We start from the raw sequence: 21,938 nt of genomic DNA, 5'->3' as shown, positions 1-21,938 counted from the left end.
AGCCGGTGCATGCGCAACGGTCTCCGCTTTATTGCCTTTGAATATATTTTCCGATCCTGATATTCGGGAAGCGGAAGCGCTTCATAAAAACGTTACCCGGCGACGCATTCCCTCTCGCGATGCCGGCAACAGGCAAACACAAACGCACCGTACCTCGTAGCCCGCTTCCACGACCTCTACGGATTTCTCCGCCATGCCGCGCGCCTCCTTTCCGCCTCGTTTCGCCGCATCGTTCGCATCGAGCTGCCTGTATGGCGCCGGCCTGATGCTCGGCCTTGCGCTCACCGTGCCGGCCGCCGCACAAACGACCGTATCCGCGCCACGCGTCGTGTCCGAGTTGAAGGACATCCGCATGAAGCCGCTCGCGAATCTACCCATGGCTGGTAGCGCCAACGATCGCGGAGACTGCTCGCAACTGGTCATCCAGCCGAAATCGGCAGCGGCCAGGCTGGTGGCAGCGCAAGGCTGGGCCGTCATGTCGGACATGCCGCTGGGACCCTACCGCGCGATCAGCTTCGCGGGCCAGATGGAGGCAGCGACCAGCGGCACCTGCAGCATCACGCAAGGCAACGTGGCCGTGTTCGAGAACGGCAAGCTGATCGCGCTGGCCTATGGCAAATCGGCGGAAGATACCGCCATCGGCAGACTGGCCCCGCTCGACAGCGGCGCCGTGCGCATCTGGGATGGCGACATCGCGCCCTCGCCCGCCGGCGACCTGCACGTCGACCGCGACGGCACGCTGCGCCTGTCCAGGGTGGCCGACGCAGACGCCGTATGCCAAGGCCGCGCGAAGGTGCCCAACGTCTACAACATGCCGATCGACAAGGCCCGCAAGGCACTGATCGCCAACGGATGGAATCCGGTGCGAGGCGGCGCCAGCGGAGAGCCGCGGCAGTCCGCCCTGGTCAGGCGCGGCATTGTCGAGACCGAGTCCTGCGCGGGCACCGGGCTCGCCTTTTGCGACTTCGGCTACACCGGCCCTGCCGGCAAGCTGACCTTGACCACCGTAGGCGAAGGCGCCCTCCCGTCCGTCACGGACTACGACGTCAAGTGCCGCTGATCCCCCATCGCCCGCCGCGCTACCCGGCCGCGCCCTCCATGAATGCGGAGCGCCTCATGCAACGTCTGCACATGCGAACCTCGGCCAACGTCTTGCGTGCGCTGTCCGCTTGCGCGCTGCTGGTCGGCCTGAACGCGTGCGAGCGCGCGACGCCGTCCGTCCGCCCGATGACAGCACCTGCGTCCGCCGCATCCCGGCCTGCCCCCCATGAGCCGGCAATGGCCGCGGATTTGCCGCTGCAGGCGCTGTTGGGCGTGTTCGGCGGAGTGAAGCCGGCGACCTGGCCAGCGTTCGACAGCGTCACCGGCGTGCACTGGGACGACGCCGGGCCGCTCGTCAATCCGGACACGAACGCCCGCGAGGCCACGCGCTACCGTGGCGGCAGCCTGCTGCTTGCGGGTTTTGGCGAGGTGGACGTGCCGGACGGCAAGGTCGGCGAGAGCGCCGGCGTCAAAAAAGACAACGAAGGCCACGTCGGCGTCGTACTCAACGGCAATGCGACCGCCGTCCTGTCGATCGTGCTGCGGAAGTTCTACCCGAACGACGACACGCAGGACATTCTGCTGCGCCAGTTCGGCAGAGGTGCCGCGGTCAAGCGCATCGCCGGCAGCTGCGCGCGGGACTACGGCACCACTGCACCCAACACGCAAAAGAACGTGTTCTACCGGGTCAGTATCGCCAACGCTGCCGTACCGGTGTTTGCCGAAACCTACGTCGACGAAGATGGCGGCAATCACGGCCCCGGGGCAACCACCTTCGTGTTCTACCGCAACAGGCCGGACCAACGTATCGCGGGCATGCGGTGCAAGCGTGCCGACGCCTGAGCGAGCGCGCCTCGACATCGCGCCGCTCGCATGCGCCGAGCATGACGACACCTGCCCGCGGCCGCAACGGCAGCCGAAACCGCGAGGCGTCGAGCGCTCGACCGCACACCTGAACTGCTGATCGACTGGAGGACATCGACGTGACGCCATCACTACACGGGAAACGCAGCACCATGCGTTCCGCACGCCTGCGCCTGGCCTTCGCCGGGCTGATGCTGGGTCTCGGCTGGCACCACGCCGCGGCTGCGGCCGGTTGCGAGGCCAATTTCAGGCGTGAAGCCGACACCGGCACCGGCACGCGCTTCTCGACCTTCTCCACGGTGCCGGGACTGGACGCACGCAACGCCATCGCGCAACTCAAGCAGATTGCCGCGAGCGACGGCTTCGTGATCGGCGACGAAAATTACACCGGCCCGGCGGGCCAGTTGACCATCCAGCAAAAGCAAAGCGACCGCGCACGCGGCTTCGCCATTACGCTGACGGCCAATCAGGACACGAAAACCATTTCCGTGGCGACGACGTTGCCCCCGGGCATGCAGGCAGCACCCGAAGCCATCCGGGGCGGCATGTGCGGCATGCTCGGCCGCGTCGACATGAGCCGCAACGCAGTGGGCTCAGGCGTGGCCGCCACGGCGCCCGCGTCGTCCAGCGACGCGTTTCTCGGCGCGCCCGCCTTTACCACCTGCACCTATAACTTCCGCCCCGCGCTGGATGGCGTCACGGGCCGCCACTACACCACCTGGTTGCCGATCAAGGCGCTGAACCCGGCCGACGCGGCCTCGCGGCTGACACAAGCCGCCACCGCGGCAAAGCTGAGCGTGACGTCGAACGAACGATACGGCACGCTGACCGACGTCACGATCGTCCAGCCGCTCCCGGAACAGGGAGAGAAGCGCTCGTTCCCGATCCGCTTCATGCTGGAGGAGGCGCTGGGCGTGATCTCCGTGGTCGCACGACTCAACCCGAAGCAGGAGATGGACGACGAAACGCTGCGCAAGGAAATCTGCACGCTCGTCGCGGCCATGACGGCAGCACCACCGGGCGAATCGAAAGCGCCTCCGGCGCTTCCCCGCGAGCGCAAGCTGGAAAGCTGGCACACCGGCATCGACTGGCTGATCAACCGCGCCGTGGTGGCCGGCAAGTCCCTCGTGATCGTGCCCGCGATCAACCTCGACAAAAAATACACCGGCAACGAGGCGATCGACCCAAGGAAATGGGCGTTCCGTACCGACGTGACGGCCACCACCATCTGGCAAAACAAGACCGATGCCCATGACGTGATACGCGTGGGGCCGGACGAACCCTTCACCGAAGTGGGGCTGCACGGCTACGTATCGACCTTCGTGGCGGGCAACGCCCAGTACTTCGTCTACATCGTCAATCCGGGCACGTACACCGTCGCCGGCAACACCTACGAAACGACCTCCGAGGCGATGTCGCAACTCGGCACCCGGCAGAAGCCGGGCAGCTCGCCGCTGGGGCTGATCGCCTTGCTGCCCAAGAAGAACACCGACTTCATCCAGTCGCAGGAATGGTTCAACGCGCAGTATCGTGACCGTGAGGTCACGAATACGTACTGCTCGTCGGTCTTCGTCCAGAGCGGCGGCTGCGCATTCTGGGCGACGGAAAAGAGCACGGTGTCGGAGATGACCGAGCCTGCGGGATGGAAGACCGTCACCCGCGAGAAATCCGTCGACGGGCTGGCAGTCTCGACCAGGCTCAAGCGCGAATTTGCTTCGTTCAGCGTAGCGCCGGGCGAAGCCATCGTGATCGACGGCCTGTACCCTACCCCGCCCAACGCGGACTACGACAAGCAAGCCTGCGAGATCGCCGGCGGCCAGATCCAGTGCGACCTGACGCGCTACACGCTCACGCGCATCGCGGCCGACATGGCGCACGTAAGGGGGCTGGCTTCCGACCCGGGGTTCTACCCGCGCGCCACGCGCATCCTGTCCAATGCCAGGTATCGCCCGCTCAGGCTCCTGGGCAAGCCGGGAGAACTTCGCTCGGTGTACGGCCAGGACTATTCGCTTGGCGTGCGTTAGACGCATGCCCCGAACATCGCGCCGGACATTGCCATGACCGCCAAACCGCCCATTGCCCGCAGCCTGTTCCGCACGTCGGGGGTTGTCGTGGCGGCCTTGAGTTTTTGCTTGCCCTTTGACTGCGTATACGGACAGCTCGCGGACTCGGCCGCGCCGGACCGCGCAGGCGAATCGCCCGTCGAATCCCGGGCGCCGGCGAACCTGAGCACGACGCAGGCGCTACAACGCATGCTGGCGCTGCTTCAGGACAGCAGCCAGGTGACCGACATCACGCCCGAAACGGTACACCGCATCTTTGGCGTGCAGACCAAAGCGATCGACAAGGATCAGTTCGGCTATGGTCAACGCCTGCCGGGCAACTGGGCATTCAGTCTCCAGCGGCTGACGATCGGTGATACCGGTACGCGTGTGGATCTGATGTTCGATCCGATTCCCGGCGCGCCGGCCTCCCCGTTGCCGGCGTGCGAGCCCGACTTCGCCCGGTTCACGGAGGCACTGGAGTCCATGGGGTTCAGTCGTCACCCTCACTATGGCGAACACGGCCGGTGGCTCTTCGATGCTTTCGAGCGTCAACGCATGCATGTCTCGGTCTACGCCATCGACGCACGCTCCGATAACGGCGAGCCACTGGGTCCGGCTTGCGTCAAGGCGGTACTGGTGCAATAGCGCAAGCCGCCTGCCTTTGCGCAGGCACTGAATTGACTCACACGGCGAGCTCGAAAAACGATCGCGCAACGACCTGACCGTTGACGATCAGCTCCACCTCGTGCCGGCCCGCATAGTGCCGGCGCGTCGTGAAATCACGCATCGGACGACTATGCTGCAGCGTGACGCGCTGCCCGGGTTCGAGCGTCAGCCCCTTCAGCTTGAACACCTTCGGCGACGCGTCGCCATTCTGCTTCACATACGCGATACGGTAATCGACGACGAGCCGCTGCGCGGTCTCGGCCGTCGATTGCAGCTCGCACGCGAGCGTAATCGACTCGCCGAGCACCACCTGCGCGGGCGTCACGCCGAACGGGCCGATTTCCAGACGCGGCGCGCTGTCGGCACCCAGGATCGCGAGCGCTCGCGCATTGCCCTGCTTCACGAGGGTGCGGAGCGCATGACGGACGATCCATCGCGTATGCGGATGGTCGCCGCCCCATCGTTCGGCCCGATCGAGCACCCACGCCGGATGCGTCTTCGCCACGTCGTTCAGGTGATTCGCGACCGAGCGGCGCACATAGGCGCTCGGGTCCGAGCGAAGGTTGTCGAGAATCCGCGCGGCCAGCGACGGGTCGGCCTCGATCTCGCGGAGCCGGAACGACCAGGGCAGACGCGGGCGACTTCCCTCGCTCGCCAGCCGGCGCACGGCATCGTCCGCATCGTGCGACCAGGCTTCCATCGTCGCGAGCGCACGCGCCAGGTCGATGCGCAGGAATTCGCGCACCGCGAATTCCGATGTGCCGAACGGCGTGAAGTATTTCAGCGCGTCCATCGAACGGTCAAACGCGTGACGACCGTACTGCCCGACGTAATCGGGCGCGATGAGCGATACGAAACCCCGGCCCAATCGCGGCGCTGCCTCCTGCAACAACGCCAGCACGGCATCGTACCCGCCCTGCAGCGGCCGTGCGCCCGTGTCGATCGCGAGACTGGCGCGCCTGACGCGCTCCATCAACGTCAAGCCGTCGAGGCCTTCGAGCGCCGTCGCCAGAAACGCCGATCGGTCGAAGGCAGGCTCGATCGAATGCAGCGCGTCGGACAGTGCGTGGAATTGCCGCTTCCCCAGCGACTCCTTCAGCGGAACGGGAACTTGAGTGGTTGTCATGACGTGGAGATCCGACGCGCGTCGCGGATCATCGGGTGCGAAAACGCACAGTATCGCCGAAGCCCCTGCCAGATTCTGTCAGCAGACTTTAGCTGTCCGGCTTGCGCCGATGCGCGTGCAGCCGGCATGCGCGAATCGCGAATCGCGAGCGGATGCGCGGTATTCATTCATGCGTCGGTTCTCGCCGCGGCTCAGCGGATGGATCGTCGCCGAAAAGCCGGTTTCGCAACTGGCCGCCGGTGAAGGCAATCGCAATCAGCGACAGATAACCGGCGACGAGCAGATGCCGCCAGCTGTCGAGCGCGGCGCGATGCGCGACCAGCGCCGCATCAGGCGCCGGTACGGCAAGACTTTCCGGCACGATCGCGCGCGTCATCTGCACGAAGCCCGCCGCCGACAGCACGGGCAGCAGGACGAGCAAGGCCAGCAGCACGAACCTTGCGCGACGAAAAAACGCGCGCCGGCGCAGATGAAACCACAACCCGAGACTGCCGTGCACCCACCCCGGCGCAAGCAGCGCGATCTGCAGCCCCTGCGTGCCGCTCGTGAGGAGCGACACGATGACCCGCTCGTAGTTGGGTTCGAAGCCGTAGAACGAGGTCGCTACGCGGGTCCCGACAACATGGCGGATCAGCAGCATGGGCAGGCTGAGTCCCGCCCAGAGACGCAGCCATTCGGCGGGCGGCAGCGACCAGTGCCGGCGGCCGTAAATGGTGCGAATCGCCAGCGCGAAATGCAGGCCGGCCGCGCCGTACAGCACGATCGTTCCGGGCAGGCTTTGCCAGAGCCCGATCGCCAGGTGCAGCCCGCGCTCGGCGATATCGATCGACCAGATGCCGAGCGCGTGATTGATCATGTGAATCGAAATATAGAGCCACAGCAGGATGCCGGACCCGAGCTGCAGCCTCCGCGCGGTCTTGCGCATCAGGTCATGCGCCGACACCGGTCGACCGTCGTCGGGGTCGTGCGTATGCGGTGCGTGACGCAAGGCACGATTGCTCCGTGGCGGGCGCATGCCGCCCTCCCGCAACCACGACGACCGCTGCGCCCCGCTCGCGTTCGAGGCGCCCTCGCGATCGTGTTGCGCCCGGCCCGGCGTGTCCCCGGTCTGCCTCTCCCTGTCGTGCATTGGCGCCTCCTCTCCATGCCTCCAGTGCGTGATCGACATACCGGGAAACCAGCGCGTTTATTCCCGCGATGGGCGACATGCCGCGGAATGCGTCGCGCGGCTTCGGGAATAGGTACCGTGCTCGCCGGGTATACCGTGTGTGAGCGCACGACGGAACGACGACAGCTGCACGTCGGCACCCGCCACGTCGGAGAGAGAAACGAGCCGGGTCAAGGAGACCATCATGTCCAACGTTCTGTCCCACTGGATTCTGATCGGCTGCGACGCATACGACGAGTACGTGTTTGTGCCGTGGCTCGATAAATCCGTGTATCTGCGCACGGTCACGCTGCGTCGCGTCTGTCTGCTGTGACGGCAGATGCGCATTTTCGAGCGGAATTCTTCCTGCGCCATGACGTCCGCTCCGAAGCCGCCAGGCACTCGCTGCCGTGCTGTACAACTCTCCGTCGACACACTTCGTCACGCGATTGGTGGATGGCAAAACCGCTTGATTTCAGTGTAATATCCGCCGCAGAAGACCATTTGTATTACCAATCCAAATAATGAAAACAGTCCGCCGGATTCAACCTGGCGACTGAAACGGGGAAAGCTTGAACTCGCCATTCAATACCGGAACATCCGGATTCGTCGGGCCGTACGTGCCGATCCACGTCAGCCGGATCTCTTCTTCTCTACGCCGCCACTTCCCGCGCGGCCGTCCCGAATTCGACTGATATCCCGCGCCGAGCGGCCCGTTCCGCGTCGCGTGCCTTCGTAGCACACGGCCGATACGCCGCCATCCCGCGATTCGGACATACGTGCGCTTGCTCGCACGGCGCCTTCACGTCGATCGATCAAAAGAAGAGGATTACTGAATCATGACTGCGTGTACCCACTGCGGCACCGATCTGCCCGTCGGGCTCAAGTTCTGCAAGCAATGCGGAACACCGGTGGCGGCCACTCGTAACGAAGCGGCCGGCGCACCATGCCGGAGCTGCCATGCCGTTCTGACGCCAGGCCAGCGTTTCTGCAACAAGTGCGGGACGCCCGTCGCATCCGCGAATGACAATGGCGCAATCGAAATCGACGTGCCTGCTCCACCTGCCGAGTCCGCACCGCAACCCGCATACGCAGCCGCGGAATCGGCTCACGCGCCTGCGCACGACATCGGCGTCGAATCACCGGCGTCGAACACCGCCCCGAACGATACCCCGCACGTCGCGAACATCGCCGATGCGGAATCGGGTCGCGCGAGCGCACCGCTGCCATCGCATGGCGTCGCGGCAACCGTCACGTCAAACGCAGCGGCAGACCATCGCGGTGATACGGTCGCTGCGTCGCAGGTCTCGCCCGTCGCCACCGATGGGCAGTCCGGGCCTGCGGGCGCATCGGCAAGCACCGATGCGGCGCTCGCCGCCGACGAAACGATCGCCGTCGAAACGGTCGCCGAACCTCGCGACGTACCGGACACCGATACCGCGCCGGCGCCGGATACCGAACCCATGCGCCCAGTATCCGGCGTGGTGTCCCGGCCGATCGCACAGCCCGCACCGACGAACGACGATACGTCGGCAAAACTCAAGATCATTGCGGCGGGCGTCGCGGTCGCCGTCGCCTGCGCGGGCGGCGCATTCTGGTGGCACGGCCGCCAGGCGAGCGCCCCCGCAATGCCCGAGCCGGTCGCCGCATCCACGGTGCCGGCCGTCCCGGCCAACGCCGCGTCGGACATCACCGGAGCAGGTACCGTCATCGCCAGCGCGGTCGTTGCGACGACGCCGGCCGACACACCGGCATCCGCGCCGATCGATACGGCCACCGCCGCCGCAGCCGCGACCTCGCCCGCGTCGGGCCCGGCCGTCGTCACGAATGTCGCGACGGCTTCGGTGCCCGCGACGCCGCCCGCGTCGAACGCGTCCAACACGCCGCCTGCATCGGCGAACGCGCAGCAGACGTCGCCCTTCGCGAAACTGCAGGACGACGCACCCGCACCGGCCGCACCCGCCGCCGTTGCGGAAGCATCGCGCAACAAGCCGCGCCCAGCACCGCCCGTGCGCCCGTCCACGGCGGCCAACCCCGCATCGCCCGCCGTCGACGGCCTGCTGAAACGCGCGCAGGGCGACCTGTCGCGCGGCCAGTACGACAAGGCCATCGCGACAGCGGAAAGCGTCCTTGCGATCGAGCCCGGCAACCGTCCGGCGAAGACGCTCATCGGCAAGGCGAAGGCGCGGCAGATGGATGCACTGCGCAACAACAGCACACTTGAATGAAGCGCCGGAGAACACCGACATGACAATCCAGAAAACCCTCGCCGCGGCCTGCGCGGTCACCTTGCTCGCCAGCGGCTGCGCCACCCAGAACGGCGCCGGCGGGATCTCGTCCGAATCCGTGCTGCGCTGTACGGCACTCGGCGCCGGCGGCGCACTGGTCGGCGCGCTGATCGGCGGCACCAAGGGCGCGATCGGCGGCGCGGTGGCCGGGCTCGCCGCGTGCGCCGTGATCGAAGTGGCGACACGGCAGACGAAAACGGCAGCCGAAGTCGATCGCGATTACCGCGCGAGCAACCGCAACAACCTGCCGCCCTACGCGAAGATCGACGCATACAACACGGTCGTGACGCCGCGCTCCGCCGTCAAGGCCGGCGAGCCGATCAGGCTGGCCTCGCAGATTCGCGCGGTGTCCGGCACGAACGAGCCCGTCCAGGAGGTCAAGGAAGTCGTGACTGTGTATGCACCGTCGGGCGAACAGTTCAAGCGCGGCGAGAAGGTCGTCAACGCGACGCCGGGCAGCGGTGAATTCGACAACAGCTTCACGCTGAAACTGCCGTCGGGTGCACCGCAAGGCACGTATACGCTGAAAAGCCAGGTCTACCTGAACGGCAAGCCGGGCTCGGTCCGGCAGTCGAGCATCCAGCTCGCGCAGGTCGACGGCGTCACCGTCGTCGCGCTGCTCGACGCCCCCGCCGCACACTGACCCGCCCGCACCTGCAAGGAGATTCAACGATGTCAACGCTCGATCACGCCCCCGTGTCGGGGAAGTTCGGACTGCTGCGCGCTGCCGAGGCCGTCACGAACTGGCGCGCACTCGCGATGTGCGCTTTCGCGCTCGTCGCCAGCATGCTGATGGGTATGCTCACGATCCAGGTACTCGGTCACAGCCCCGTGCTCGGCGTGCTGTTCGTCATCGCGACCTGCGCGATCTCGCTGATCGGCTATTCCGCGGTCGGCATCGTGCTGATGCGCGATGCCCAGGGCGAGCCGGTCGGATTCGTCGACGCGCTGCTGCAGGCGACGTTCACCGTCCACCGCCTGATCGGGGTCGGCGTGCTGCTCGCCGTCGGCTGGGTGCTGTTCCTGCTCGCGCTGCTGATCGTGTTCCTGGTCTGCAAGATCCCGGGCCTCGGCCCGCTGCTCTATGCGATCGCGTATCCGCTCGCGGCGATCGTCGCGGGCGCGATCTTCGCCGGCATGTGGTACGTCGGCTATCCGCTGGCCGCGCCCGCCATCTGGCAAGGCAACTCGACGCTGCAGACCGCCGCGCGCCTGTTGCAGATCGGCCGTCGCCAGCTGCTCGGCGTGATCGTCAGGATGTTCGGGCTGCTGCTGCTCGTCGGCGTCCTGTCCGCGGTCGTACTCGGGATTCTCGGCACGGGCGCCGCGATCGCCTCGTCGATCTCGGCGGCAACCGGCACCAGCCCGCTGGGCGGCCTGATGAGCACGCTCGGCGGGCTGGGCGGCTTCGGCCGCCATGCCGGCGCGTACGGCCTCGGCGCGGACGCGGCGGAAGGCGGATTCGACTACCGCAGCATGGCCTATCTGGGCGCGTACGGCTTCGGCAACGGCCTGCTGGTCGCGATCGGCCTCGTGATCCCGTTCCTGACGTTCGTCAACGGCACGTGCCTCATCTATCTGCAGACGGTCAGCGGTGTCGATTTCTCCGCGACCGAAGAGAAACTGAGCCAGCACGTCGCGGACGCGAAACGCCACGCCGAACAGGCACGCGAGCGCGCCGCCGATCACCTCGCAAAAGCACGCGCGTCACACGCCGCCGGTGCGGCCGGCGCGGCTTCGCTGCCGGCGTCGGATACGTCATCGCCCGCCACGGACGAAGCCATGGCGTGTGCGCAGTGTCACAAGCCGATGGCCGCCGACGACCTGTTCTGCGGCGAATGCGGCGCACGCCGTCACGCGTGACGGCTGCATGATCGCGCCGGCGCCTGCTGTCGATCGGCAGGCGCCGGCCGGTTCAGCCGCGCGAGCCTCCCCGGCTCGTCCACGCCGTCACCACGCGGCAAACACGTCCTGCGCGATCCCGAAACCCGTGCTCATCCCGGCGCCGCTCGTCACGACGACGACACGCGTGCCGTCGTCCGGTGCTTCGATCACGCAATCGGCATCGGGCGCCGACGGATAGCTGCCGGTCCAGCGCTCGACCACATCCGGTTCCGGCACATCGAGCGTCTCGTGCAGCAGGCGCAGGATCTGCGCATCGATCTCCTGCGTTGCGAACGGCAGCGGCGCGGCGCCGTATTCATGCGAATCGCCCACCACGAGACTGCCGTCGGCACTCTGCACCACGATCAGGTGGATGCCGTACCCGACGCACACGGGCTCCTCCGCGTTCAGGCGCGCACGCAACGCGCCGGCGGCGGGCAGCGCCGCGAACCCCGCGTAACGCAGCAGGCTCAGGTCGCTCATCACCGCGGCGCGCAGCGCCAGCGGGCGGCGCGGCCGCACGCGCAGCATCTGCAACTGGCACAGGCGGACCTCGTGCCGCGCGAACCAGTCGCCGTACAGGTGACGGCTGTCCGCATTGCCGCAGACGATCACGCGCTCCGCGTGCAGCACGCCGCGCGACGTCCGGACCGTCGGCGTGCGCACCTCGTGCACCATCTCGCCGTAGCGGAACCGCACGCCGAAGCGTTCGGCCAGCCATGACGCCAGCAACCCGATCGCGGTACGCGGCTCGATGCGCAGTTCATGCGGGCTGTGCAGGACGCCCTGCGCGCCGTCCAGCCGCAGCTCGGGCGCCACGGCCGCCGCTTCGCCGGGCGTCATGACCCGGCAGCCGTCGGCCATGCCGGTCTGCATGAACGCATCGATCAGGTACATCGCCTCGGGGCGACGCGCAATCAGGTGCAGGCCCTTGTGAAGCACGTCGATGCCGGCTTGCGGCGCCACGTCCGCCCAGACCTCGCGGCTCGCCCGCGCACGCCGCCAGCTGTGCCCGGCGTGCTGCCCGGTAACCGTGACGAAACCGAAATTGCGGATCGACGCGCCCACGCATGCGGCATCGCGTTCGATCACGCAGACGCGCAGCCCCTCGAGCGCCGCCGTATAGGCATGGGCGAGGCCGACGATGCCCGCGCCGACGACGATCACGTCGTAAGCATCCGCCGCTGCGATGGCGTTCACGATGGCAAGCTCCTTCTGTCGAGATGTGACGCACCGCCCGTTCGGAGCGGGCGTGTCGGTTGCCGTGCGCCGCGTCCCGCGGGTAGATCCCCGGGACTGGCGCGCGATCCCGCACTATCGCGACGCGAGATGACATCCGCGTGAAAAACCACAAAACGGCATGTTTTGGCAAAATTTGCCATTGCACGACGCCGTGGAGAATCGCATCGATCCGTTGGTGCGCGGCATTCGCATATGCCGTAGCCGGCGCGTGGCGCAACGTGACCGGCGCGGCAGGACGGCGCGATGCCGAGGTCAGTACAGCAGAAATGCCGCACGTTCGCGCGCGAACGCGACACTCCGCGTCTCGACCACCCGTTCGATATCGCCGAGCGGCCGCCCCGCATCCAGCATGTCTGCCACTTCGCGCGAGCCGATCGACGCGCGGATTGCATCGATCCGGAATTGCAGCGGATATCGCCGATGCAACGCCAGCGCGAGCGCCAGCCCGATCTCACCCGGCCGCGTCGCGCCGGGCCGCCGTTGGATGCGCACGCCTTCGCACAACCTGCCGCGATACGGCCCCTCCGTCGGTACGAACCGGACCGGCGTGAACGTCGCAGCCAGCCCCGTCGCGCGAAGATCGCCGGCGAGCACGCGCCCGTCGATCCACGGCGCGCCGATCACGCCGAACGGCGTCGCGGTTCCGCGCCCCACGCTGAGCGCCGCCCCCTCGATGAGCCCCGTCTCCGGATAGAGCGACACGGCGGCGCCATCCCGCAAATTCGGCGACGGCGGCACCCAGCCGAGCCCTGTGTCGTCGAAGCGCATCGCGCGCGCGTAGTTCGCCATCGGCACCACGGTGAGCGCCGCGCCGATATGCAGGCGCGCATTGAAGAGCCGCGCGAGCTCGCCGAGCGTCATGCCGGGCTGCAGCGGCAACGGGTAATAACCGGTGAACGTCGCCGGCTCCGCATCGGCCACGGGGCCGCCGACCACGTCGGCGCCCAGCGGGTCGGGGCGGTCGAGCACGAGCACCGGGCGGTGCGCGGCGGCCGCTGCCTCCAGCGCGTAGCCGAGCGTGGCCAGATACGTGAAGAAGCGCACGCCTGCATCCTGCAGGTCGATCACCAGCACGTCGACGTCGGCGAGCCACTCGGGCGCGATCCTGCGCCGGTCCCCGTAGAGGCTGTGAACGGTCACGCCGGTCGCGGCGTCGGTCGTGTCGCCGAACGTTTCGTCGACATCCGTGCCGAGCCCGTGCTCGGGCGCGAACAGCGCGACGAGCCGCGCGCCCGGCACCCGCGCGAGCAGGTCGGCCGAACGCCGGCCGAACCGGTCGAATCCGCTCCTGTTGGTCAGGAATGCGATTCGCATGCCGGCCACGGCGGCGAAGCCGCTTGCCGCGAGCACGTCGATGCCGGCCAGCACCGGCCCGCGCGAAACCGGCAACCGGCCGGCCTGCGCGACGGCCGCAGCCATCGTCGGCACGCGTGTCGCGATCTGCAATGACGTCACCGGCGCGGCCGCGCTCGATACGAGGCCGACCACGAGCGCGCGCAGCGGCATCGCGGTGCCGGTTTCGTCGGGATACAGCCGGCTCGTCAGCACGATCGCGAAACGGCGCGTCACGGGATCGATCCACAGCGCCGTGCCCGTATAGCCGAGATGCTCCAGCGCACCGGCCGGCGGCAACCGATAGCGGTTCGCCACGAGCGGCGGCCCGACCCGCCAGCCGGGCGTATGCCAGTCGCCTTCGGCGTCGAGCGTGGCCGGCGTCTCGAGCGCGGCGACACTGCCGTCGCCGAGCACGCGTGTCTCGCCGAGCGTGCCGCCGTTCAGGAGCATGCGCGCGAAGCGCGCCAGATCGCCGGCACTCGAGAACAACCCCGCATTGCCCGCGACACCGCCCATCGCCGCCGCGACGGGATCGTGCACGCGCCCCCTGAGCAACCGCCCGTCGCGAACGAGCGTCGGCGCGACGCGTGCCCGTATCGCCGTGCCCGGCCTGAAGGTGGTATCGGCCATGCCGAGCGGCGCGAACACGTGACCCGCACACCATGTGTCGAGCGGCTGCCCCGACACGCGCGCGACGATCTCGCCGAGCGCCACGTAGTTGACGTCGCTGTAGCGCACACGGGTGCCGGGAGGCTCCGCGGGCATCATCGCGACGATGTCGGCCAGCACGGCCGCACGGCTGCGCAGTGCGCGCGACGACGACACGCCGGCCGGCAGCCCCGACACGTGCGCGAGCAGCTGACGGATCGTGATCGTGTCCTTGCCGTGCGCCGCGAATGCGGGCCAGTAGCGCGCGGCCGGTGCGTCGAGGCCCAGCAGGCCGCGCTCCGCGAGCTGGAAGATCGCGACTGCCGTCGCCACGGGCTTGGTCAGCGACGCGAGATCGAAGACGGTATCGGCCGTCATCGCCTCCGCGTGCTCACCCGTCACCCGCAAGCCGCGCGCCACGCGCACCTGCACGCCGTCCGCGTCGCCGGTCACGACGACCGCGCCGGCAAGATGGCCGTCGGCGATTTCGGCCGCGATCGCCGCATCGATCGCGGCCGCCTGGTGTTGCGCCGCCGTCGCCGGTGCCGCGTCGTGCACCGCGCGAGCGCCGGCCGGCGCCAGCGCGAACAACAGCGCACCGGTCAGCGCGGCAGCGCAGCGGGATCGTAACGATTGCGCGGATTCCACAGCATCCATCCGTCCGTGCCGGCCGCGTCCGCGGCGTCGACCTGCGCGCGGATGTCCGCCGCGTCGAACGCGCGCCGGTCGAACGCATAGTCGCGAAATGCCTGCAGCCACGGCCGGAACCGCACGCCGTCGAGCCCCGTACGGCGCATCGCTTCCGCGAGCGACCGCCCGACGATCTCGCCGGGGTGATCGGTCGGCTTGCGGCAGCCCGGCAGCCCCCACGTGAAGCCCGACGGATACAGCATCGGCGAAATGTAATCGACCAGCCCGCCCAGTGAGCCGAGCCGCTGCCCGATCTGCGTGTCGTCGGCATTCCAGCACACGTAGCCGAAGATATCGGCCGACAGGTAGCGGTTGTAAGGCCGCAACCGTGCGCGCGCGCCCTCCAGGAATCCGGTGATCGCGGCCACGCGGTTCGCCTCGGTGTTGGGTTCGTGGAACCGCAGGCCGCTCGCATCCGGAAAGCGCAGATAGTCGAACTGGATCTCGTCGAAACCCATCCGCGCGGCCTCCTCGGCCACATCGAAGTTGTGTTCCCACGCGGCGCGCACGGTCGGATCGATCCAGCGCAGATGCTCGCGATCACGCCAGATTCCGCCGGCCGCGTCGTGCACCGCCCAGTCGGGATGGGCGGCCGCGAGCGGATCGTCCTTGAATACGACGATGCGCGCGATCAGGTAGAGCCCGCGCAGGTGGAATGCGCGGATCAGCGCCGGCAGGTCCGCGACGCGCGGGCCCGGCTCGCCGCTCGCCGCGCCGATCGCTTCGCGTGCGTCGCTGCGATACGGCGTCATCCCGCGATCGCCCTTCACGTCGATCACGAACGCGTTGACGGCCGTGCGGCCCGGGAGCGCGAGCGCCGCGTCGCGCAGCGTGCGATCCGCGACACCGTAGACCGACAGGTAGACGGCCTTCGGACGGAACGGTACGAGCCGCACCGTGCGTGCCGTCTCGCCGGCGGCGAGCACGACCTCCGCGCGTGCATAGCCGGGCGCGGTCACGCTGAGCGTCACGTCGCCCGCCGGCGCGGCAAACATGCCGGCGGCCGATGCAACCAGGCTGCTGCCCGACGCATAACCGAGCGCACCCGACACCGGCCGGCCGCTGCCGGCATCGACGACCGTCACCGGGACGGTTCCGGCCCGGGCGGCGACACACGCGAGCGCCAGCAGCATGCCCGCCAGCACGCGGCCGAGCGTCGCTGCGCCCTGCCACCCGCCTCGAAACGGCTCATGCCGGTGCCGCCCGGCACGCGGCCAATGGACGATTGCACGATTCTTCAAAGCACACCTCGCGACGCGAATTCCTGCGGATATTGTTGCGAATCCGCCGCCACGCCGCGTGAGGCAGATCAACGGCACGCGCTGCGCCGCTGCCCGAAACGCGTCGATCGCAATGCGCGTCTAGGGCGTGCCTGCGCCCGGACAACCGCTGCAAAGCCGCATCACATCGCGCCGGTCCGGGTTCCGCCAGTAGAACCGCATATCGACGGCGCCGTGCGCCGGCACGACGACGTGACGGACTTCCTGAACGGCCCGATCGCGCGCCGATACCGTATATCGCCCCGGCGGCACGCGCGCGAACAGGAACGGGCCGGCCGTGTGCGCGTCGAGGATCGTCGACTTGCCGGACGCCAACGTGACGTCGATGTCGGACAGGTAATGACCGGCCTTCGTCGCGAACGTGATCCGCAAGTTGTAACGCGGCGCAGCGGCGCGAAACGCCGCGACTTCCTCCTCGCCGACGCCGCCCGTGATGTATACGGCACCGTTCCGCACGATCGGCTCGGGCAGCGCTTGAGCCGGCACGCTCGCGGCGGCGGCCATCAAACAGGTCGACAGCAGTAGCGACCCGACGATTCCAGTCCGCATTTCGTTCTCCCGATTCAGGCACGCGGGTGGCGATGCGGCTCGTTCGTCCGGGCGCGTCACGGCCGGCGTGCCGCGACGTGACGCATTCGCATCGTTGACGAAGCCAGCGTCGCGCGGAACGTCGATTTCCGGTTGACGCAGGTCAAGTGCTCCCGACCGGCCAGCGGCGCGGCGAGCCGGCTCGCGGCTCACGATCGGGCGGCGCGGCGGGCCCGCACGACGCGCCACGCGCGGCGGCGCGGCGCCATTGTCCGTTCCGGCTGTCAGCCGATATTGCGCGGCGCGTCGGAAATTTCCGACACGGCGACCCGACGTCGGACAGCAAGCTCAGACCGCGCTGATTGTCCGGCCATGTTCCGCCGCCAATACTGGAGACGTGACAGGATGCAACGCGTACCGCGGCTCGCGAGCAAGTGTTCCGCACGGCCGCCACCAGTTCCAGGAGCTGGCCATGACTCACCCGAACACAGCCCATGCCGACGATGCCGCGCCGCACCACGACCTTCCGGTCGGCGCCCACCTCGTGACCCGGCGCCCCGGTTACGTTCACCACGGGATCTACATCGGCAACGGCAACGTGATCCACTACGCGGGCCTGGCACGCAGTCCGGGCGGCGGCCCGGTCGAAGTCGTCTCCCTCGACGACTTCTGCGCCGGCTTCGGTCTCGCGATGGTCCGGCACGCGCGGGCTCAGTACGACGGCACGGAGGCGGCGCGGCGCGCAACCTCGCGCCTCGGCGAATGCCGCTACCGGCTGCTCACCAACAACTGCGAACACTTCTGCCTGTGGTGCCTGTTCGGCGTCGGCAGGAGCGAGCAGGTCGCGTCGTGCCTGCGCAACCCGCTTCACGGCATCGCGGTCGTCGCCATGCTGCTTGCGTGCGTGCTGGCCGGGCGGCTGCATGCGGCATCCGTCGAACGCACGCCGGCCCCGCGTGCCTGCCCGGCTCGATGCGGGGCCTAGCGCGACCTGAATCGACCTGACGCCCCCGCCCCTCACCCGCGTGGGCGAAAGGCAGCATGCGCCCGCCCCCAGCGTTTCGCCTGCGCGATCGCGATACGGATCGCGCTGCCCTCGGCGCGCCCTTGCCGCAGCAGCGCGTTGGCGATCTCGATCGCCTTGCCGCGAACCGGCGGCGGCAGGTTCCGCATCGACGGCGGATAGCGTTCGTCATTCCACGGCATGGTCGATCCGGCTCGTACAGGCTGGCCGATTCCGCAGTGCCGGCCGGCGGGAAGCGCGGCAGGAACGCAGCGATGGTGCAGCGGGCCCCACAGGATCCGGCCCGGCGTGACCCCCGACGGAGACGACATCGGCGAACGACCGCGGTAACCCCGCGATCCGGTGACCGGTCACGGCCTCTCCCCGGCGGTTTGCAGCAATCCGTTCATGCATCGCGTGCCGCACGCATCCGTCATCAGATAGCGCGGCAACGCCATCGGGAGATCCGTCAGCCGAACGGGGCGGGCATCGATCGTGAACGCCGCGACATAGCCTTCGCGAGCGGCCAGCCGGTCGGTCAGCGCATCATGGACGCCGAACGGCCAGGCCAGCAGCCGGATCGGCCGACCGGTTTCGGACTCGAGCCGCTCGCGCGACCGGTCCAACTGGAACGAGACGAATCGCTGGTAATCCGCTTCAGTGCGCCGCGCGCGCTCGGTGGCGAAATTCGGATGCCAGTAAGTATGCGACTCGATGTCGTATCCGCCGGATCGGCCGAGCGCGCGCAACTGATCCCACGTCATCGCGTAGCGGGCGTTGGAAATCGCCGACGGATAGACGAACAGCGTGACCGGCACCGGATGCGCCGCCAGCAGCGGGCGCAGCACGTCGTAGACGGAACGGTGACCGTCGTCCACCGTGATCGCGACCGCGCGCGCCGGTAGCGCATCCGTCTGGCCATCGTGCCAGCGCACGACGTCGGCGAGCGGCACGATACGGTAGCCGCTCGCCTCGATCGCGTGCAGTTGCTCGACGAATGTCCCGGTGCGCACCGTCATCGAATCCACGCGTTGCGTCGCAAACCGGTGATAGACGAGTATCAGCACGCGTTGCGACACGGGCGCGACCGTGCCGGCGCCGGCGGACGACATCCGCGGCAGGCACGACAGCAGCAGCAGGCAGACGATCGCGCGCAAGCTCATGCCGCGCCTCGCGCCATGGCCGTGCCGCGTGCCTGCGCAACCAGTTCCGCATGAATCCGCTCGACGTCCTCGCGTGTACACAGTGCCGTACCGGGATGCTCGACCGACGCGGCCGATGCCGCCAGCGCATACCGGCACGCGTCGTCGAACGGCACGCCGCGCGCCAGCGCCCAGATCATCCCGCCGACGAAACTGTCGCCGGCACCCACCGTGCTGCACACGGCCGCGGGCCTGCCCGGCAGGCGCAGCGCGCGCTCGCGCGTGACGACCCATGCGCCGCGCGCGCCGAGTGTCAGCGCAACGATGTCGGCGCGCCCCTGCGCGACGAGCTCGCCCGCCTTCCGGCATGCCGATGCTTCGTCGAGCGGTTCACCGGCCAGCGCGCTCAGTTCGTCGAGGCTGGGCTTCACGAGATGGACACCGGCATCGAGCGCGGCGCGCAGCGCCGGGCCCGCCGCGTCGACGACCACCCGGCTGCCGTTCGCGGCGGCCGTCCGCGCGAGCGTCGCATACAGGTCGTCCGGCGCGCCGGGCGGCAGGCTGCCGCTCAGCACAAGATAGCGCGGCGCGGGTTGCAAGGCCGCGATGCGGGCCGCGCAGTCGCGCCACTCGGCGGCCGTGACCAACGGCCCCGGCATCAGGAAACGGTATTCACGCCCCGTCGCGGTCTCGGTCACGCACACGTTCTCGCGCGTCTCGCCGGCAATCCGCAGGCGGACGGACGGCACGTGTTCGGCTTCGAGCAGCAGCGTCAGCACGTCGCCCGTCGGCCCGCCCGCCAGGTACAGCGCAACGCAGTCGCCGCCGAGCCGGTGAACGGTCCGGGCGACGTTGATCCCGCCGCCGCCCGGGTCCCGCCTGGGTCGCGCGCAGCGCAGCTTGTGCGTATCGACGATATGTTCGACCGACGTCGAGACATCGACGGCCGGATTCAACGTGACGGTAACGATCTCGGTCATGGCGCGTGGTCGGTGGAAGACACGATTCGCGGGCTTGCGCGGCGCCCGCCCGCGGCCGTGCCGCGTTCCGGCCATCGACGCAGGCCGGCCCTGCCACCACCTTACGCATGCCCCTTCGCACCGCGTTGACGACCGTCAAACGATGCCGCAACCGCGCCGGATTGCGCTCGATCAACGACGCGGGCGGGCAGGCCCTTACAGTGAATCATCCGTCGTCGCCGAGCCCCGCCATGGACGAGCAGCCGCTTTGCACCACCGTGCTCGCCGAGCGCTATGCGCAGCCCGGCGAAACATCGCGCGCGGCCGTCTTCCAGCGTGTCGCCCGTGCACTGTCACTCGCCGAGCCGCCCGCGCTGCGCGCCCGGGCCGAGCGCACGTTCTTCCTGAACCTGCAGCGCGGCGCGATCGGCGCCGGCCGCATCATGGCGAATGCCGGCTCGACGGCAGGCGGAACGATGATCAACTGCTTCGTCCACCCGCTCGCGGTTCCCGTGGAGACGCCGCTGCAAGGCACCGACGCGGCGCTCGCGCAGGCGCTCGACGACGCCCGGCTCACGCTGCAGATGGGCGGCGGGATCGGCTACGACTTCTCGCCGGTGCCGCCCGCCGGCGCGTACGAACGCCGCCTGTCGTCCGAACGCGGCGCCTGCGCGGCGATCGACCGCTTCGATGCGATGTGCCGCACGCTGCCGTTCACCGGCCCGCGCCGCGGCGCGCAGATGGGCGTGCTGCGCTGCGATCATCCGGATCTGGCCGCGTTCGTCACGGCCAAGCGCGGGCGATCGCGCTGGCCGACCTTCAACCTGTCGGTCGCCATCACGGACGCGTTCATGGAAGCGGTCGCGCACGATCTGCCATGGGCGCTCGTCCATCACGCGCCGCGCCACGCAGCCGACGTTGCGTCGCCCCGGCGGCAGGACGGGCGCTACCTTCATGCGACGGTTCCTGCTCGCAAGCTGTGGCAAACGATCGTCAACGCCGCACGCGACAGCGCCGAACCCGGGCTGCTGTTCCTCGACACGATCCGCGACGCGAACCCGCTGCGCGAGCACGAGCGGATCGACGCGACGAACCCGTGCGGCGAACAGCCGCTGCCGCCCTACGGCAGCTGCGTGCTCGGGCCGATCGACCTGTCGCGGTTCGTGCTTCATCCGTTCGGCATCGGCGGCGAGCCGCAATTCGATTTCGCGGCGCTTGCCGACGCGGTGCACGTCCAGGTGCGCCTGCTCGACGATGTGCTCGACCTCACCGCATGGCCGCTCGCCGCTCATGCACGTGAAGCGCATCGGACACGGCGCATCGGTGTCGGCGTGACGGGCCTGGGTGACGCGCTGACGATGCTGCGGCTACGCTACGACAGCGTCGAGGCGCGCGCATGTGCGCGCAGCATCGCATTGACGATGCGCGAGCACGCGTATGCCGCATCGGCCGCGCTGGCCGCCGAGCGCGGCGCGTTTCCCGCCTACGATCCGGCCGCTTACCTGACGGGCCCCGCCTACCGCATGCGGCTGCCGCTGAAGGTGCATCACGCGATCGACCGGCACGGGCTGCGCAACAGCCATCTGCTGTCGTTCGCGCCGGCCGGCAGCGTCAGTCTCGCGTTCTGCGACAACTGCTCGAACGGCATCGAGCCGGCCGTCGGCTGGACGCAGCGCCGGATGGTCCGCACGGCAGACGGGCAGGTGCGCGCGTTCCGGGTGCAGAACCATGCTTACCGGCTGTTTCGCGCGCTGCATGGCGACCGCGTCGAGCTGCCCGACTATTTCGCTACCGCGGCCGAGATCGCACCGCTCGATCACGTCGCGATGCTCGCGGCGCTCCAGCCCTGCGTCGACGCCGGCATCTCGAAGACCGTGACGCTGGACAGCCAATGTTCGCTGGCGCAGGTCGACGCGCTGTTCTTCGCGGCGTGGCGCGACCGGCTCAAGGGCATCACGGTGTTCCGCCCCGATCCGCGGCTCGCGTCGGTCGTCACCGACGACACCGCGCAACTGCGCGACGGCGCGGTCTGCATCGGCTGTTGAGCGGC

The 21,938-nt window shown here is 68.7% G+C and carries 19 protein-coding genes and 1 pseudogene; 11 read left to right on the top strand and 9 right to left on the bottom strand.

Features of this window, described 5'->3' with window-relative positions; genetic code table 11:
- Positions 1–193: 193 nt before the first annotated feature.
- From ABIC51_RS28035 to ABIC51_RS28020, 4 genes are all read left to right on the top strand, one after another.
- The gene (locus ABIC51_RS28035; protein ID WP_226129471.1) at positions 194–1,060 is read left to right on the top strand and encodes a hypothetical protein; all 867 of its coding nucleotides are present in this window, start codon (positions 194–196) and stop codon (positions 1,058–1,060) included.
- 56 nt (positions 1,061–1,116) lie between these two features.
- Positions 1,117–1,884, top strand: a complete 768-nt coding sequence (locus tag ABIC51_RS28030; protein ID WP_226129473.1) for a hypothetical protein — start codon at positions 1,117–1,119, stop codon at positions 1,882–1,884.
- 173 nt (positions 1,885–2,057) lie between these two features.
- Positions 2,058–3,929, top strand: coding sequence for a hypothetical protein (locus tag ABIC51_RS28025; RefSeq protein ID WP_059696753.1), 1,872 nt, complete (start codon positions 2,058–2,060; stop codon positions 3,927–3,929).
- 33 nt (positions 3,930–3,962) lie between these two features.
- Positions 3,963–4,595, top strand: coding sequence for a hypothetical protein (locus ABIC51_RS28020; protein ID WP_146254522.1), 633 nt, complete (start codon positions 3,963–3,965; stop codon positions 4,593–4,595).
- Between the two features lie 37 nt (positions 4,596–4,632).
- Here ABIC51_RS28020 and ABIC51_RS28015 read toward each other — a convergent pair whose 3' ends face one another.
- Positions 4,633–5,742 (bottom strand): DNA alkylation repair protein, encoded by a 1,110-nt coding sequence (locus tag ABIC51_RS28015; RefSeq protein WP_334005788.1) that lies wholly within the window; start codon positions 5,740–5,742, stop codon positions 4,633–4,635.
- A 163-nt stretch (positions 5,743–5,905) separates the two neighbouring features.
- Positions 5,906–6,871, bottom strand: coding sequence for a hypothetical protein (locus tag ABIC51_RS28010; RefSeq protein ID WP_341772873.1), 966 nt, complete (start codon positions 6,869–6,871; stop codon positions 5,906–5,908).
- A 223-nt stretch (positions 6,872–7,094) separates the two neighbouring features.
- Here ABIC51_RS28010 and ABIC51_RS28005 point away from each other — a divergent pair, with 223 nt between their 5' ends.
- The 5 genes and pseudogenes from ABIC51_RS28005 to ABIC51_RS27985 all read left to right on the top strand — a co-directional run bounded on the left by ABIC51_RS28005 (position 7,095) and on the right by ABIC51_RS27985 (position 11,040).
- A complete protein-coding gene (locus ABIC51_RS28005; protein ID WP_021162513.1) occupies positions 7,095–7,223 on the top strand; it encodes a hypothetical protein in 129 nt (42 codons plus the stop codon).
- 505 nt (positions 7,224–7,728) lie between these two features.
- Positions 7,729–7,881, top strand: a pseudogene (locus ABIC51_RS28000) (double zinc ribbon domain-containing protein); the annotation flags it as partial.
- A gap of 57 nt (positions 7,882–7,938) precedes the next feature.
- Positions 7,939–9,117: a hypothetical protein gene (locus tag ABIC51_RS27995; RefSeq protein WP_354006724.1), complete on the top strand. Its 1,179-nt coding sequence runs from the start codon at positions 7,939–7,941 to the stop codon at positions 9,115–9,117.
- A 19-nt stretch (positions 9,118–9,136) separates the two neighbouring features.
- On the top strand, positions 9,137–9,820 hold the full coding sequence (locus ABIC51_RS27990; protein WP_224051807.1) for a hypothetical protein: 684 nt from the start codon (positions 9,137–9,139) through the stop codon (positions 9,818–9,820).
- Between the two features lie 29 nt (positions 9,821–9,849).
- Positions 9,850–11,040, top strand: a complete 1,191-nt coding sequence (locus ABIC51_RS27985) for a hypothetical protein (RefSeq protein ID WP_354006720.1) — start codon at positions 9,850–9,852, stop codon at positions 11,038–11,040.
- 87 nt (positions 11,041–11,127) lie between these two features.
- Here the strand turns inward: ABIC51_RS27985 and ABIC51_RS27980 are convergent, their stop codons facing one another.
- The 4 genes from ABIC51_RS27980 to ABIC51_RS27965 form a co-directional block, all read right to left on the bottom strand.
- A complete protein-coding gene (locus ABIC51_RS27980; protein ID WP_354006719.1) occupies positions 11,128–12,261 on the bottom strand; it encodes a TIGR03364 family FAD-dependent oxidoreductase in 1,134 nt (377 codons plus the stop codon).
- Positions 12,262–12,555: 294 nt separating this feature from the next.
- Positions 12,556–14,943, bottom strand: coding sequence for an exo-beta-N-acetylmuramidase NamZ domain-containing protein (locus tag ABIC51_RS27975; protein WP_175855826.1), 2,388 nt, complete (start codon positions 14,941–14,943; stop codon positions 12,556–12,558).
- The gene (locus ABIC51_RS27970) at positions 14,889–16,109 is read right to left on the bottom strand and encodes a putative glycoside hydrolase (protein WP_060082729.1); all 1,221 of its coding nucleotides are present in this window, start codon (positions 16,107–16,109) and stop codon (positions 14,889–14,891) included. Before ABIC51_RS27970 ends, ABIC51_RS27975 begins: the two co-directional genes overlap by 55 nt.
- Before the next feature lie 228 nt (positions 16,110–16,337).
- Entirely contained in the window at positions 16,338–16,805 is a 468-nt protein-coding gene (locus tag ABIC51_RS27965) for a hypothetical protein (protein ID WP_060082641.1), read from the bottom strand.
- Positions 16,806–17,256: 451 nt separating this feature from the next.
- On the opposite strand from ABIC51_RS27965, the gene ABIC51_RS27960 reads away from it, so the two are divergent.
- A complete protein-coding gene (locus ABIC51_RS27960) occupies positions 17,257–17,769 on the top strand; it encodes a lecithin retinol acyltransferase family protein (RefSeq protein WP_175855828.1) in 513 nt (170 codons plus the stop codon).
- A gap of 32 nt (positions 17,770–17,801) precedes the next feature.
- On the opposite strand, the gene ABIC51_RS27955 is transcribed toward ABIC51_RS27960, so the two are convergent.
- The 3 genes from ABIC51_RS27955 to ABIC51_RS27945 all read right to left on the bottom strand — a co-directional run bounded on the left by ABIC51_RS27955 (position 17,802) and on the right by ABIC51_RS27945 (position 19,909).
- Complete coding sequence (locus ABIC51_RS27955; protein WP_059696763.1) at positions 17,802–17,990, bottom strand: DUF2188 domain-containing protein; 189 nt, start codon at positions 17,988–17,990, stop codon at positions 17,802–17,804.
- 168 nt (positions 17,991–18,158) lie between these two features.
- Complete coding sequence (locus ABIC51_RS27950) at positions 18,159–18,950, bottom strand: polysaccharide deacetylase family protein (protein WP_175855830.1); 792 nt, start codon at positions 18,948–18,950, stop codon at positions 18,159–18,161.
- Positions 18,947–19,909 (bottom strand): 1-phosphofructokinase family hexose kinase, encoded by a 963-nt coding sequence (locus ABIC51_RS27945; RefSeq protein WP_060082643.1) that lies wholly within the window; start codon positions 19,907–19,909, stop codon positions 18,947–18,949. The genes ABIC51_RS27950 and ABIC51_RS27945 overlap by 4 nt, the downstream gene beginning before the upstream one ends.
- Before the next feature lie 230 nt (positions 19,910–20,139).
- Here ABIC51_RS27945 and ABIC51_RS27940 point away from each other — a divergent pair, with 230 nt between their 5' ends.
- On the top strand, positions 20,140–21,933 hold the full coding sequence (locus ABIC51_RS27940) for an adenosylcobalamin-dependent ribonucleoside-diphosphate reductase (RefSeq protein ID WP_354006723.1): 1,794 nt from the start codon (positions 20,140–20,142) through the stop codon (positions 21,931–21,933).
- The last annotated feature ends 5 nt before the right edge of the window (positions 21,934–21,938 follow it).

Source organism: Burkholderia sp. 572 (assembly GCF_040545135.1).
GTDB lineage: Bacteria > Pseudomonadota > Gammaproteobacteria > Burkholderiales > Burkholderiaceae > Burkholderia > Burkholderia cepacia.
This window is presented reverse-complemented; position numbering and strand designations above follow the sequence as displayed.